The organism is Streptomyces sp. NPDC001549, assembly GCF_042894025.1.
GTDB classification, from domain to species: Bacteria; Actinomycetota; Actinomycetes; order Streptomycetales; family Streptomycetaceae; genus Streptomyces; species Streptomyces kutzneri.
The window spans coordinates 361359-375756 of record NZ_JBIAVJ010000006.1 but is presented as its reverse complement, the minus strand read 5'-3'; the positions used below and the strand labels follow the sequence as shown (position 1 = coordinate 375756).

Below are 14398 nucleotides of genomic sequence, written 5' to 3'. Positions count from 1 at the left end.
TGGAACAACACCCACAACTCATCCGGCACCAGCCGCTCAACGATCCCCACCACGACCGACAGCCTACCCAACCAGCCAAATGAGATGACTTCTTAACCGTTGCATCGGCCGGGCGTATACGCCACTCGCCCGTTGTGGGCGCAGGCGGCCCGCTGCGGGGCGCGGACAGGAGTGCCTTCGAGCCGGGCGCCGTCGTTGATGTTGGCATGAGCGTTCGGAACCTCCTCGATACGGCCTTCGCGCAGCCGGCGGCTCCGGGTACGCGGGACGGCGGCCTCACCGTCACCGCCCTGGGCTCGGGCGCCTGGAAGGAGTTCCTTCTCGGTCCCGGTGCTGGGCCGGGCAGGTCGGGGTCCTGGTACGAGCAGCTGGCGGTGCTGTGGAAGCGAGTGGTCGCGGAGTGCGGCGAGGCACAGCGACTCGCGAACGAACACGACATCGACTGGGAGCGGCTCCCCCATGAGTCGAAGCTCGCCCTCGCGCTGAGCGGGCCGGACGACGACGCCGTCGACGTCACCGCAGCCGCAGCCGCACTGGCGACCCAGCGGGAGCAGTGGGAGCTCGAGCGGCCTGCGCCCTGCAAACGCGACCGTCCTCAAATATCGCGCAGCGGGCACAGAACAACGGCAGCCAGGAGGGAGCAGGTCGCCGACCTTGGGGTCCGGCAGGGCGCGTGCGACGTCGGCTAGCGCGACGATCCCGACGACCTTGTGGCCGTCCACCACGGCCACAAGGTCGCATCTGGCTGAAGAATGCGCGAGCCGACGCCCGCGCCGGAATACCTCGGGCTCGAACCGGCGGCCGAGGACGAGAAGCCAAGGCCCCGCCGCACGCAAGGCGACATGGGGGCGCTAAACCACGCCGGCGCCCGCCGGTACCACGAACGCGAGGGACACTCTTCGGGTACCCAGAGGGCACACGTCCGGGAGGGTTCGTGATGGCACTCCCGGCCATGCGACGTCCGGCCAGCGCGCGGACCCTCTACCGCGCGCTGGCCGACCTCGGCGTGGCCCCGAAGCTCGATGCGCAGCAGCGGCCGGACGGCCCCAAGCGCACCGACACCGCCCTGCTCCTCGGTGTCCTGCTCGCCAAGACCAAACTCGACGCCGCCATACGCGCCGACCCCGTGCAAGAGCCCCCACGTGGTCTCACCCGGCTCCTGGCCGGCTACTGCTCCGCCGTCCCCTCACCGCCGACGAAACCCGCCTGCGCCTCCTCAGCCTTCGCCTGGTCCGCAGCGCCATCGAAGCCACACTCGACGACGACCCCAGCCTCCTGTCCTTGGCCGCCGGAGACTCCGCCCTGGCCGCTGCCAGCCTCGTCGACGCCGACCGGCTCACCCGCACCGGCGCCGGCCCCGCAGCGGTCCGCGCCTGCCTCGACACCGCCACCCAATCACTGAACGCGGCATCCACCGGTATCAACGCGCGACACGCTGCGCGGCCGGAGAGAAGCGGACGGGAGCCATCACCATGACCCGCCGCAAACTGATTCCCATGGTCTGGTACTGCAAGTACTGCTACCAGCGGCAGCCGATCGACATCGGCCCTGATGGGAGCCAGATCATCTGTGCCGTGTGCGGATACGGGCTGGCCCCACTCGACGAAGTGTTCGCCGCCGGCTCCATGCGGACCTGGTGGGAAGGAATCTGCGACGCGTTCTACGCCGAAGTAGCCGCGTACCGGGTGAAGGCCCACATGGATACAGGAGCACGATTCATGCTCGGGGGCCTGGCCTTGGATGCGGTGCCCCTGAATGATCCATTCGCCGGGAGAAAGCTGTCGGACTACGCCAAGGCCATCGGCCTGACGCCCAAGGCCATGAGCCACTACCGTCAGGTAGCGGCAGCATGGCTGAGGCCCAGCGGAGCCAGGAGGCGTCATGGTCCGTCCACGCCATACTCGCCTCCCATCCCGGCCGCCTCAACATCGTTAAACACCCGCCCCATGGGGAACGGTGGAGCTGTGCGGACGCCCAGGGGCTATGGACGTCCTGCACACACATTCAGCCGGTTCGTGAGCACACAAGAGGTCCCGCACACCGGACACGGCACCGCCACATCCCGCGCCGTGCACCGCACGCTCCCGCCGCGCCCGACTCCACCCGCCGCAGCGCGCCGCGCCTCGCCGACCTCGGCATCCACTGGGCGCAGTAGAAGGCCGGTGCTCCTCGCGCTGGCGTCTGCACAGTCGGCCAGCACGAGGAGCTACGGTCTACCGCCGGAAGCCTCGCCGGGGGTCCCTGATGCTGTGGTTGTCGAACGGGTCGAACCAGGCGGCCTCCCGAAGGTCACCCACGCCCCTGAACTGCAGATTCGCATACCCGGGGACGAGGCTTAGCACCCGAGATGTACCCGGACTGTGCGCGGCCTGCTCCTCGTCACTGATGCCTCTGGTGGGAGAGGGCCAGCAGGTCCTTGCGCGCTGGCTTCGTTGCGGATCGTGGGGCTCAGTGCTGTGAAGGGGGCCACAGTGGGAAATGATCACGCGGTTGTCGGTAGGTTCGGACTCCTGATGGAAGGAGCCCCCCGTGGCACCGGCACCCCAGCATCACACCGCGGATGAACTGATCCCCCGGCCCGAACGCACCGCTGGCGCGTTGCGGGCCGCTCTGGCCAGGGTTGACCCGTCCCGGCTGGACGAGATGCAGCGCACGATGGACGAAGCGTTCTCCCAGGCCATCGACCACAAGTCGCTGGCCCCGATCCAGGCGTGGCTGCTGCTCTGGGCGCAGAACATCGAGATCGCCAGGCGTGTGGATCTGCGTACGCGCTATCAGCAGGCGCAGAACGTTTTGGCCATGTACGACAAGCACGAGCACGACGACGAGGACGCTGTGAACAAGGCCCTCGCCGAGATCAGCGCCGTACTCGATGGAGCCCAGCAGGCGGTGCGCGGTTGAGCTGGAAGTGGGAGTACGCCTTCAGCGCCGAGGCGACAGCCCAGACCGCCCCGGCCCCGTTTCTGCGGGAAGTGGAGAAGAAGGCCGACGAGCTGGTCCGCATGTGTGAGATCACCTACCTCCACGCTGGCGACCATCAGGGACTCGACCCCAAAGGCGCCACCCTCACGATCCCCGGCGGAATGATCACGTACCAGGTCGTCGTCCGCCGCGAGCGCGTGTACATCGTGCAGATCACCGCTCTGCAGTGGTGACACTCCCGTGAAGACGCCTACGAGTGTGCAACGCCACCCGGTTCGGCGAGGTCAGAGCCTGCGGTGGTGACGGGGCTGAGGACGCGAGAGGCGCGATGCCCCACCCGGTGACACGTTTGGCGGGCACAGGCGGCCTGGGCAATGACCCGACCGGGCTCGCTGGCGAGCCGCCGCTCCGGTGGCGATTGACCCGGACTGTAACCCGGGAGCAGCACCGGGCGTCGCGCCCCCTGGCTGGCGCGGCCTGCTGCCGATGGGCGGCGGCCACCACCAGGAGGTCGCCGAGGGCGGCGACATCGCCGGCGCCGGAGGCTTGTCCGGCGCGGCCCAGAAGCGCGGAAGCCTCGCGGATCCGGTGCTCGACGAGCGCCCAGTCGGCCGGGGTGGCGTGCGGGTGAAGCGCTCGCGGACCCAGGGCAGGGACAAGTCGTAGGCGAGGGTCGAGCCGGCGAACCAGACCGGGCGGGATCCGCGGTCCGCGCGCTCACAGGGCAGCGCCACCGAGTACCCGACCAGGGCGCCGTCGTCGCCGTAGCGCTCGCGGACGCGCAGCCCGGCGTCGCGGAGCCGCTACAGGAAATCGGTGTCGCCGTCGGCGAGTGCGGCCGCGGTCCGGACGGTGCGCTGCAGGGACTCCCTGGCCGTCTCCGTGAGGCCGCGGCGGGCCGCCTTCTACGCCTCGCCGGTGACGGGTCTGTCAAACAAGCGACTCCTCTCCGTAGTCGGTGGTGACGTTCCGTTGTCATTGGAGGAGGATGCGGTGGCGGAGGAGGTCTAATCCGGCGCGGCCGTGCATCTGGCGCCTGATCCTTTTGGTGCGGGTGTTGACGCCTTCGGTGCGGCCGTTGTGGTAGGGCAGGGTGAGGCCGTCGTTCACGGCGGGGCAGTCGATTTCGAGGCCGTTGGTGAGGCTGCGCAGGTGGGGCAGGTCGACGGCGCGGGTGGCCGTGATCCACTCGGTGAGTTTCACGTCGTTGCCGTCGGCCGGTTTCAGCAGGGCGGCGAAGCCGCGTACGAGATCGGCGAGTGCGGTCATCTCCGGGCAGGCCGCGGCGATCTTCTCCAGCAGGGTCGTTTCCTTCGGACGTAGGTTTTCGGGGTCGGTGAGCAGGAGGCGGCTGACATGATGTGGGGTTGTGACGGGACGGTCGCCTTCGGCGCGGCCCTGGTTGAGGTAGCGGACCAGAAGGTTGGCGCTGCCGGTGTAGCCCAACTCCCGTATCTCTTCGAGGAGGTGGGTGACCGGGACGGACGGTTCCTCGGCACGGCGCCGGCGCAGGTGCTCGCGGTAGGGGTCGACAAGGGTGGGCCGGTAGGCGGGGGCGATGCGCAGGGCCTGGGGTTCGGGAATGCGGGCGTAGCGCTTGACGGTGTTCAGGGCCAGGCCCAGGCGGCGGGAGCAGTCGAGCAGGCCGACGCCCTGGCCGAGGAGGTCGTGGATCTTGTGCCAGCGTTCGCGGGTGGTCTCCGCCCCGCCGCGTCGTACACCGCCGCGGTCGAGCGCTACCTCACCGGCGCGGGCATCGCGAAGTCCTCCGCCCGCAGCTACCGAATCTCCAGGGCCGCAGCTCACGCACCCGATCCCGCAGGATCGTCAGCCCGTGTTCCCACCCGATCCGCCCCGCGATCACGGTGGCGGGCATCGTGGGGGTCGCTTTGAGCAGTTCGCGGATCGCGGGTTCGACCGCGTCCACCGCCGAGCCTTTCGGCGCCCGCCGGTACTGCGGCGGACGGTCCGAGGCCAGTGCCCGCAACACGGTGCCCCGGGAGATACCCAGCTGCCGGGCCACAGCCCCGGCCGACAAACCCTCACCCCGGTGCAACCGACGGATCTCAGCCCAGTCCCACGTGGATCACCCTCTCTTCCTCCTGACTCCAGTACCGATGAAGTCAGGAGGATCAAGAGATCGCAGAGTGGCCCGCTTTTGATCCGCCGTCCGTGGCCCTCATTTCACCCGTTGCCAACAAATGGGCGCTCCCGCCGCGCCGGCCTTCGTACCAACTATCCGGTGCCCGCGGCGTCGGCAACCCGTGGAGACACGCAGGGGTCCGCGAACCCTTGGGGCCCGCATCCGACGATGCAGCCGGGGCCCGCCCCTGTCTGCACTCGGGAGCATCCGTGGCATTGAGATCGCCGCAGAGATCACGCAGTATGGCTGGGCCGACACGCCTCACCGAGCGAACCGGGCGGGTCACGGCCGCGCCAACAGGGCTGTGTCGGGCACGGGCGAGCCGAAAGGTCCGGGCGGCGCCGGGTGCGGCCGGTGTGTTTACGGGCTCAGGAGCTCCACGACCGCGCGGGTGTCCTTGTAGAAGGCGTCGATGTCGATGATTCGGCCGTTGTGAAACGTGTAGAGCTCGACGACTTCGGTTTCGAGGACCCGTCCTGTGGCGCGGGCGGTGAACGTGGCCTTGGACCGCGAGATCACGGTGTCACCGTCCTCCAGCAGCCTCACGTCGCTAAGGCTCAAAGTGGCCAGGCCGAAGACCGTTTCCGCCAGCCGGACGAAGCCCTCGGGGCCCTGGAAGTCCCCGGAATAGGGCAGGCTCTCCGCCTCGTGGATGACCACCTTGGGGTCCATGAGGCGGAGAGCCTCTTCGATCGCGCCCGACTCGATCAGAGCTAGGAAGCGCTGTAGCGTCTTGGTGTTCCTACCCATTATCCGTCCTTTCGGCTCAAGTCTGCGGTCTACGGGCATTTGCCGGCGAAGCGTGTGATGTCGTGCCGCGGATGCCCAGCGGAAGAGTCGAACCGGTTCAGCCGGGTTCGGCGGTGTGTGCCTTGGCTGTGGGAGCGCGGAGGGGGTCGGGCCCGCGCAGGTGGAGGGAGATCATGTACAGGATGGCGGCGCAACATGCCAGGCTGGCGAGTCCGAGTACGGGCACCATCGGTTGGGATACCTCCCCGTGCACCGCGACCATCCCGGGCCAACCGGCGACCACCATGAATCCCATGAAGCCGCTGCCGATGACGGGGAGGGTCAGGAGCCAGGCCGCGCCGCGCAGGCGGCGTCCGAGGAAGTGGAGGAGCGCGCCCATGAGCATGCTCGCGGTCACGTAGACCACTTCCCACATGGGAGATGCCCCGAGGACCAGGAACGGCTGCTGCCCCGCGTACCAGTAGAGGCCTGCCACGCGAATGAGGAAGATCTCGCCGATGAAGTTGCTCGCGATGATGGGCGCGATGGACATCCAGAGCTTCCTGCGCGGCCACTGTTCGTCCAGGGCAACGAACGTCAGGTATGCCGGTAGGGCGAGGAACAGTGGATAGGTGGGGAAGACCCAGAGGGGTTCATCCAGCTCGAAGAGCCGGTAGACGTTCGGGGAGATGGCCGCCGGGGGCGGAAGTTTGGTGTTGGCGACGAGATCCAGTCCTGGCGAGGTCAGGAATCCTATGGCGGATCCGGCGACCAGGATGAGCAACTGGCACCGGCCCTTGCGTCGCCACTCGTAGACGCCCCAGACGGTCAGGGCGATTGCGGAGAGGATGCCGAGAGCCAGGCCGATGGCCGTTCCGGCAGTCTGTGATATCGCGGGCATCTCAACCTGTTCTGACGCGGAAGCCAATGGCGGTGAAGCGCTTGGGAAGCGGGGCCGGCCCAGGCAGCCGCGGGCTGCGGGCGGCGGGCTGCGGGAGGTCAGCGGCGTGGCGCGGGGGGTGGGTGGCAGGCGGTCGGAGGGGTGCGTGGGGTGTGCGCGCGCAGCAGGCGCAGGGCGAGCTGAGGGGAGAGGAGTGAGGCGGGGCCGCGCAGCATGTTGAGGGCTTCGAGGAAGACGTGCTGGGCGTGGTGGTCACGGGTGCCGGCGGCGAGCAGGCGGTCCAGCCCGGTGGCCAGGAGGCGCTGGAGGCCGCCGGGCGGGTCCCCCTGGGTGGTGGGGTGGCGCAGGTCGACGGTGGTGGCCAGCAGCCAGTACGTGTCGAGCATGGCGGCCAGCTGCCGGTGGAAGCGAGCGGCGGGGGCCTTGCCTTCGAGGTGCTGGGGGAGAAAGGCTCGCAGGAGCGCCACGCTGCGGACGGCCGCGGTCATTCCCTGGGCGTAGACGGGGTTGAAGCAGCAAGCGGAGTCGCCCAGGAGAACGAAGTTGGCAGGCTGATCGGGCATCCGTTCCATGTGACGGCGCCGGTTGGCGGTGGCGTGAGTCGTGATGACTGGTGTGAGGGGTTGTGCCGAGGAGAGCGCTTCGGCGATGACGGGGTGGGGCAGCGTCTCGGCGAACGGCAGGAAGCCCGCCTCGTCGGCGGTGGGGCCGTGGGGGCCGAGTCCGTTGAGCGTGACGATCCAGCGTCCGCCTTCGATGGTGGCGATGCTGCCGCCGCCGGTCTGCGGTGGGCCGGTGACCATGAGATAGCAGGCGAGCCAGTCCGGGGCTTCGCGTGGTGGCAGGTACGTGCGGCTGGCGTAGGTGACGTGCGGGTCGACGGTGGACTGCGGCAGTTCCGGATAGCCGAGCTCGGTGAGCCAGTGGCCGGCGCGAGAGCCGCGTCCCGTGGCGTCGACGAAGAAGTCCGCCTCGTGGGTCAGCACTTCACCTTCCGACGATCGGATCCGGGCGGCGTGGACGACGCCCGAGCCTCCGGTCAGCCCGTCGACGCGGTGCTTCTGCAGGAGCGTGAGACCGGGCAGGGCGAGGACGCGGCGACGGATGGCCCATTCGAAAAGGGCGCGGCTGGCGGTGACGCCGGTGAGGTCGGAGGGAAAGCGCGTGCCCCAGCCGCAGTTGGTGCCGAGCAGGAAGTCGGCGCCCATGTCGACCGTGACGGCGCCGGCTTGGCGCAGTTCGGCGCCGATGCCCGGCAGCAGCTCCTCCAGGGTGCGCTGGCCGCCGACGAGCAGTCCGTGGATGTGGTCGCCCTGCGGGACGCCCGGGCGCCGGACGGGAGATTCCGGCAGATGGTCGGCATCGATGAGTGTGACGTTCGCAAAGTGGTCGGCGAGGACGGCGGCGGCCGTCAGCCCGGCGATTCCGGCACCGAAGACGAGCGCGTGGTCGCGGTGGGTTGCTCGCCGTGCGCTCATGGGGCCTCCTCGGACCTGTGGACCGTTCGGTAGGGCTCTGCGATCTGGGCGCGGCTGACGTCGGCCCCCAGCCGGGCGGCACAGCGTACGAGTTCCGCGGGCCAGGGACCGGGCTCGTAGTGGTCGCCGGCCCGGTGTGCGCTGGCCCAGATCTGCTCGCCGCGGGCGACGAGTTCCCCTCCCGGGTCGCCAGGGCCCGTGATCCGGTAGAAGCGGAACTCTCCCTTCATCAGGTGTAGTCGCACCCAGGGAACGGTGAGCCGGATGGCGACCTGGTCGCCGAACCAGAGTTCCCTTTCGTACTCGCAGGAGCACGAGCGGGTCAGCATCGCGTGCTCACCGGAGATGTCGGAGCTGAACACGGGGGCGCCGGCCATGCCCGCCTGCTCGCGGCAGCGTCCCTGCCAGTCGATCAGGCGGGCGTAGTAGACGGGGCCGACGGCGCTGGTGTCCCCCGCAGTGACGACGTGCTCGATGGTGAAACCGTCGGTCTCCGCGGAGGAGGCGAGCGGGGTGCCGTCCGAGGCGGCCGCCTGGCTGTCGAGGTGCGTCATGATCGTTCTTCCTGGCTGGTCGGCAGGGTGACGAGGGCGGTGGCGTAGCCGGGGAGCGGTGCGGCGGGCCGGGTGATGGGCCACGCGGACGGCGGGCAGGTGAGATCGCGGGCCAGATGCTGTCCGTACGTAAGCCCGCCCAGGTCTCCTGGCGGACCGAGGGCTACGTCGATCCGGATGAAGCAGGAGGCGAGATCGTACCCGGTGGCCTTGGCGACCGCTTCCTTCGCGGTCCACACGGCATGGAACGCGCGTGTGCGTTCACGGGGCGGGAGCCGGGTGAGGGCGTGCCGCTCGCGCGGAGTGAGGGTGTAGGCCAGCATGCGCGGGGTGACCCGGTGGGCGCTGACGCGTTCGAGGTCGACGCCCACTCGGGAGCCGTCCCCGCTCAGGGCGAGAACAGCGAGAGGTCCGCGATGGGAGACGCTGAACCGCAGGCGCGGGCACGCCGTGACCATCGGCCTGCCCTCGGCGTCGGCATGGATCGTCACCTCCGCCGCGGGCAGCCCGGTCCGGTGTGCGAGCACCTGTTTCACCATGCCTCGCCGGACAATGAAGCGCCTCCGTATCAGCGGGCAGGGCAGGGCACGGGCGCGGCGGCGTTCGCGGGCGTCGAGCAGCAGCCACCAGGAGTCGGCAGGGCGGTCGAGCCCGAGCCACAGCACCTCCGGCGGGCAGCTCGTTCCCGGCCCGGTCACGGCCGCCACTCCGGGTACCGGATGGTGGCCGGGAACCGGTCCGTGACATGCAGCTTGAGACCGGTGACGGAGAGTTGAACCGTGCCGTCCCGCGCCACGGCGACCGCCCGGTCGTCCGCGGCGCGGTAGTGCAGGCGCAGCCCTTCGGGGTGGGCGGCGGCGAGCTCGGTGTCGGTGGCGCCGGTGAACAGGTCGATGCCCGCCATGGACAGCGGTACGCCCATGACGTGCTCCCCACTCGGCTGGGGCGGGTAGCGGAAGAGCCGTGCGGTCGAGTCGATGAGGAGGGCCGGTATGGCGAGACGGGCGAAGACGCCGTCGGGTTCCAGACGAGGGTGCCAGAGTGCCTCGGCTGTTTCGGTGTCCGCGGCGGGGTGCAGGTTGGTCCGCCACACACCGGAGAGCTGGACCGAGCTGTCGGGCCGGGCGGTCGGGCAGTCCTCCAGCGGAGGGAGCACGGCAGGGGGCGGTGCCGCGGGTGGGTGCGGCCGGGTGCCCAGGACCACATCGACCCGGCAGTGCGGACGGTCCCGGAGCAGGATCCGACCGCGCTGAGTGGTCAGGTCGGAATGGAGTCCGACCCGGACCCGGTTCGGGCCGGTCCGCTCGGCCGTGATCCGGCAGGTGACCGAGGCACTCCGGGGAGAGGTGTAGAGGGGCTCGTGAACGGTGAGGTCCCGGAAGCCGGTCACGTCCGCGCCGCGCGACAGGTGACGGGCCGCCTCGGCGGCCAATGCGAGCATCATCACGGCGGGCAGCAACGGCCGGCCTTCGACGAGGTGTTCGGCGAGGTAGGTGTCCCGGTCGGGGTCGGGGCGCCAGGACCAGTCGGCGCCCGCCGGCCCGCTCGTGTCCGGGGCGCCGAGCAGCCCGCCGGGGGGAAGGGGCGTGGGGCCGGTGGCCGCGCCGTCTCCCTTCGCCCGATCCCGCCGTGGCCCGAGTACGGGTGCGGCTTCGAGAGGGCGTGGCGAGGAGATTTCGGCGAGGAAGGCGGCGGCTCCTTCGGTATTGCTCATGCCGTCGATGCCGAGCCGTCGTGCGATGCCGTCCGCCACGTCCCTGACCATGCCGGTGTCCCGCCACAGCCCCCAGGCGACGGCGAACTCGTCCGCGCGACGCCCGTGTTCGGCACGGGCCGCAGCGAGCAGGTACTCGTTCGCTGCCGAGTAGTCGGTGTCGCCCGCGCCACCGGTCAGGGCGCTCACGGAGGAGAAGGTGCACCACAGCCGTGGGGCCGGGGAGGCGAATGCCTCCTTGAGGTGGTGGTATCCGGCGACCTTGGTGTCGCGTACGGCACGGAAGTCGCCCAGTGACTTCTCGGTGACAGCGGACGACCGGATCAGCCCGGCGCCGTGGATCAGCAGGTCGACGCGGCCTTCGTGCGCGTGGATCTGCCGTGCGGTGTCCATGACCTGCTCGCGGTCGCGTAGGTCGCACACCAGGTAGTGGACACGGTCCGGGCCGCACAGCCCGCGCAGTTCGCGCAGCGTCGACTGGATCTCGCGGTCGCGCAGCAGCGCGTCGAACTGCCGGTTGAGGTCGCCGATCGCGGTGCCCGGCCGGGTCGCGAGTTCTCGCCTGAGGTAGGCGCGGCGGGCTCGGGTGAGCTCGCCCTCGGGGACGTCGAGCAACTCCGGCGGCACGACGCCGTCAGCGGGGGTGGTGCCCAGCAGCCAGACGCGGGGACGGACTCGCCGGGCCAGCGCGGTGACGGCCACGGCGGTGGCGCCCCGGGCGCCGCCGGTGGCGACCACCACGGAGTCGCGGTCGAGGGGCAGCGGGGCGGCTATGCGTGCGGCGGGGAGCGGTGCGGGAATGACCACCTCGACGTGGCGCAGTCCTTGGCGGTACTGGACGACGGCCCCCTCGCGCCGCGCCGCGCGCTCGACGGCGAGCTGTTCGAGCCCGGCTTCCAGGGTGGCGTCGGTGACCACCGCGTGGACGGGGCAGGGCAGTTCGAGGGCCAGGCTGCGGAGGAATCCGGTGACGAGGGTCAGGTGCGGATGGGTGGTGTGGCCGCGCAGCGGATCGAGCAGTAGGGCCTCGACGGAACCGGTCGCGCCGGGTGGTATCTCCCGCACGGCGGACAGCAGGCACTCCTGCAACCTCAGCAGTGGCGAGGGCGGCGGTGCGGGCCAGACGCTCTCCGGCTCTCGGGCCGAGGCGATGACGAGCAGATGAGGGCCGCCCGCCGCGTCCCGGACCGCCCAGGTGGACGATGCCACTTCCTCGTCCGGTCCCGCCAGGGCGACCACCTCGTCGCGTTCTGTCCGAGGGTCGCTGCTGACGATCCGTGCGCCATGCTTGCGGGCCAGGGGGGTGAGATCCCGGGCGAGGGCCGCGGAGTGCACGAGGATGAGGGAGTCGGGCCGGATCGCCGGGCCGAGAGCCTCGTCGGCGGCTCGCGATTCGACCGCGACCGGGTCCCGCCGGCGGTAGGCGATGACGGCGCGGTCCACGGTGGTCGACGGTGGCGTTGCGGGCTCGCCCCGCTTGTGTGCGGGTGTCCCCTCGGACGCGGCCTCCGAGGGGGTGCCCCTCCGCCCGGCGGCGGGTGTGTCCGCGCCGGAGAGCAGAGGGTGCACGACGACGCGTGGTCCCTGGTCGGCGTTGCGTACCACGGCACTGGACAGTCCACAGTAGACAGCGCGGAGCACGGAGAGGGCGCCGTCCGCTCCCTGGTAGTCACGAGAGGACTCGGGCGGTCCGATCTCAGCGGCCTCCGCATCGGCACCCGTCCGGCCGGAGTCCCGGTCTGGGTCGTCGGCCGCGCACGCGGAGGTGGTGATGCGGGCGAGGCAGGGCCAGCCCTGCCGGTCGGCCACGGACTTGCGGGTCAGGGCCATGACGACGGCGCCTTCGGCCAGGGAGGCGGAGGTTTCCGTCAGTGCCTCGGCCAGGAGGCCGGAGTGACCGCTGGCCCCCACGACCAGAGCCATGTCCAGCTCCCCGGAGGCGAGGTAGCGGCCGGCGGTGTGGAGGGCGGCCTGGGTGGAGGAGCGCCCCGCGTCCAGGGCGAGCGCCATGCCGTGCAAGCGGTGCCGGTTGGCGACCTGGCAGGAGATCATGTTGGCGAGCTGGCCCGGCATGCTCGCATCGTTCGCGGCCGGCAGACGCTCGCGCACGCGGTCGAGGTATGCGTGCATCGACTCCCCGCCCTGCCGGCCGCAGGCCGCCTCCGCCACCGCGAGAAGATCATCAGCGGCTACCCGGACGGTGTACTCGGTCATGGCGCGGGTGGGACCCGTGTGGCCCGTGAATACGCCGGTGGTGGCACGGCAGAAATCCCACAGTTCGCCGTGTTCCTCGACGAACCGTGCCGCGGCCGAGATCGCCATCAGGTGCGTACGGTCGATGCTGCGTGCGGTGACCGGGGGCATCCGCAGCTGCCGGAAGGGCGGGAGCGGGTACTCCTCGCCGAAGGTGGCGGCCGGTGCCGGGCCGTTGCCGCGCAACCAGTCCGTGACGTCCTGCGGGGACGGTTCCCCGGGCAGGTGTGCGCCCCAGCCGACCAGGACCACCGGATCGTCTGCGGTCTTTGTGCCGTCTTCCCCGGCACCGGTACCCGCTCGCGGCATGGGTCCGCGCACCGCTTCGGCACCGTGCACAAGGAGGTGGGCATTGCCGCCTCCGAGGCCGTACGCGCAGATGCCCGCCGTACGGACACGGTCGGCACCTGCCCGCCACGGGGTGTCGACGTGCGGAACGATCAGCTTGCCCGTGCGGATGCCGTCCGGCAGACGGGAGAAGAAGCGCTCGCCCGGGATGACCCCGTGGCGCAGCGCGAGCAGGACATGGATGACGGAAACCGCACCCGCGGCCCAGGCCCCGTGCCCCACCAGCGGCTTGTTTGAAGTAATCAACTGGACCGAATCCCCGGCGAGCTCGGCAAGACCCTCCAGCTCCACCGTGTCGCCGACCGGGGTCCCGCTGCCGTGTCCCACGATCCAGTCGACATCCGACGGCTTGAGGCCACCGACACTGCGGGCGCGGCGCACCGACAGCTTCTGCCCTTCCCGGTCCGGGGCCACCAAGCTCCCCGCACCGTCCACCGAGGCACCGAATCCGCCCAACAGGCCCAGGACCTCGTCTCCGTCGTCGAGCGCACGGTCCAGGCGCTTGAGCGCGATCACTGCGGCCGAGTCCGAGAAAAGCGTCCCGTCCGCATCGGCGTCGAAGGCGCGCAACTGGCCGCTGTGCGAGAACCCCCGCGCTTTGGAGAAGAGGACGAGATCACGCCGCGATCCGGTATTCGCCCCGCCGCACACCACCAGATCCCGCTCACCGGCCAGCAAGGCCTTGACCGCGAGATCGATGGCGTACAGGGAGGAAGAGCAGGCGGAGTCGACGGCTTGCATCTCGCTGCCACCGGGCAGCAGCCCGGCGCACGCGCCGTGTATCACCTGGTCGGCGAAGGTCCGCCGAGGATGTTCCGCGGCATGCGGATAGTGTGCGGCGAACCGCTCCCGCAGCAGCCCGCTCCTGGTTCCATCGCCCCGGCCGGCACCTTCGAGTGCGTCCGCGGCCGTCGCACGCAGCGTGGATTCCTCCAGAGCGAGGCTGCCGGGCGGCAGCGCGACGTAGGCTCCCATCCGGTCGGACCGCCTGCGTGCCGGTTCGGCGAGGGCCTGCCGCACACAGTGGCGCAGCAGCAGGCCCGTACGGTCCAGGCAGTCGGCGTCGTCGTCCGGGTGCACGGGGATGGTGTGCGGATAGCCGCCGCTCTTGACGTGGGACTTGTCCCCGGCCTCGGGGTCGGGCGAGTACCAGTGGTCAAGGCTCATGTGTCCGGGCGCGCCGAACATGTGCCGCTCCTTGAGCAGTACCTTCCAGAACTCCTCCGGGCTGTTGGCGCCGGGTACGGCGATCCCCATGCCGACCACCGCGACAGCCCGGGGCATCTCACGCTCCGGATGTGCCTGCGGAGCGGAGCCGGTGTCCGGCACGGCGTCGGCGGCCCCTGCCACGGGAGG

Annotated in this window: 11 protein-coding genes and 2 pseudogenes; 5 read left to right on the top strand and 8 right to left on the bottom strand. The window is 70.5% G+C overall.

Annotation, left to right across the window (positions count from 1 at the left end; genetic code table 11):
- Positions 1 to 206 precede the first annotated feature (206 nt).
- The 5 genes from ACFY04_RS13935 (at position 207) to ACFY04_RS13915 (ending at position 3588) form a co-directional block, all read left to right on the top strand.
- Positions 207 to 689 (top strand): hypothetical protein, encoded by a 483-nt coding sequence (locus tag ACFY04_RS13935; protein ID WP_389116525.1) that lies wholly within the window; start codon positions 207 to 209, stop codon positions 687 to 689.
- Positions 690 to 952: 263 nt separating this feature from the next.
- Positions 953 to 1402, top strand: coding sequence for a hypothetical protein (locus ACFY04_RS13930; protein ID WP_389116524.1), 450 nt, complete (start codon positions 953 to 955; stop codon positions 1400 to 1402).
- Between the two features lie 1127 nt (positions 1403 to 2529).
- Entirely contained in the window at positions 2530 to 2901 is a 372-nt protein-coding gene (locus tag ACFY04_RS13925) for a hypothetical protein (RefSeq protein WP_389116522.1), read from the top strand.
- Positions 2898 to 3155: a hypothetical protein gene (locus ACFY04_RS13920; protein WP_389116520.1), complete on the top strand. Its 258-nt coding sequence runs from the start codon at positions 2898 to 2900 to the stop codon at positions 3153 to 3155. Before ACFY04_RS13925 ends, ACFY04_RS13920 begins: the two co-directional genes overlap by 4 nt.
- 178 nt (positions 3156 to 3333) lie before the next feature.
- On the top strand, positions 3334 to 3588 hold the full coding sequence (locus ACFY04_RS13915; protein ID WP_389116518.1) for a hypothetical protein: 255 nt from the start codon (positions 3334 to 3336) through the stop codon (positions 3586 to 3588).
- 309 nt (positions 3589 to 3897) lie between these two features.
- Here the strand turns inward: ACFY04_RS13915 and ACFY04_RS13910 are convergent.
- The 8 genes and pseudogenes from ACFY04_RS13910 to ACFY04_RS13875 all read right to left on the bottom strand — a co-directional run.
- Positions 3898 to 4620: pseudogene (locus tag ACFY04_RS13910) on the bottom strand (transposase); the annotation flags it as partial.
- A gap of 94 nt (positions 4621 to 4714) precedes the next feature.
- Positions 4715 to 4987: pseudogene (locus tag ACFY04_RS13905) on the bottom strand (IS21 family transposase); the annotation flags it as partial.
- A gap of 438 nt (positions 4988 to 5425) precedes the next feature.
- A complete protein-coding gene (locus ACFY04_RS13900; RefSeq protein WP_389116515.1) occupies positions 5426 to 5815 on the bottom strand; it encodes a nuclear transport factor 2 family protein in 390 nt (129 codons plus the stop codon).
- Between the two features lie 97 nt (positions 5816 to 5912).
- Positions 5913 to 6695, bottom strand: a complete 783-nt coding sequence (locus tag ACFY04_RS13895) for a hypothetical protein (RefSeq protein WP_389116514.1) — start codon at positions 6693 to 6695, stop codon at positions 5913 to 5915.
- A gap of 98 nt (positions 6696 to 6793) precedes the next feature.
- Positions 6794 to 8173, bottom strand: a complete 1380-nt coding sequence (locus ACFY04_RS13890; RefSeq protein ID WP_389116513.1) for an NAD(P)/FAD-dependent oxidoreductase — start codon at positions 8171 to 8173, stop codon at positions 6794 to 6796.
- On the bottom strand, positions 8170 to 8727 hold the full coding sequence (locus tag ACFY04_RS13885) for an acyl-CoA thioesterase (RefSeq protein WP_389116512.1): 558 nt from the start codon (positions 8725 to 8727) through the stop codon (positions 8170 to 8172). The genes ACFY04_RS13890 and ACFY04_RS13885 overlap by 4 nt, the downstream gene beginning before the upstream one ends.
- Positions 8724 to 9425: a 4'-phosphopantetheinyl transferase family protein gene (locus ACFY04_RS13880; RefSeq protein WP_389116510.1), complete on the bottom strand. Its 702-nt coding sequence runs from the start codon at positions 9423 to 9425 to the stop codon at positions 8724 to 8726. The genes ACFY04_RS13885 and ACFY04_RS13880 overlap by 4 nt, the downstream gene beginning before the upstream one ends.
- A complete protein-coding gene (locus ACFY04_RS13875) occupies positions 9422 to 14392 on the bottom strand; it encodes an SDR family NAD(P)-dependent oxidoreductase (RefSeq protein WP_389116509.1) in 4971 nt (1656 codons plus the stop codon). Before ACFY04_RS13875 ends, ACFY04_RS13880 begins: the two co-directional genes overlap by 4 nt.
- Between the last annotated feature and the right edge of the window lie 6 nt (positions 14393 to 14398).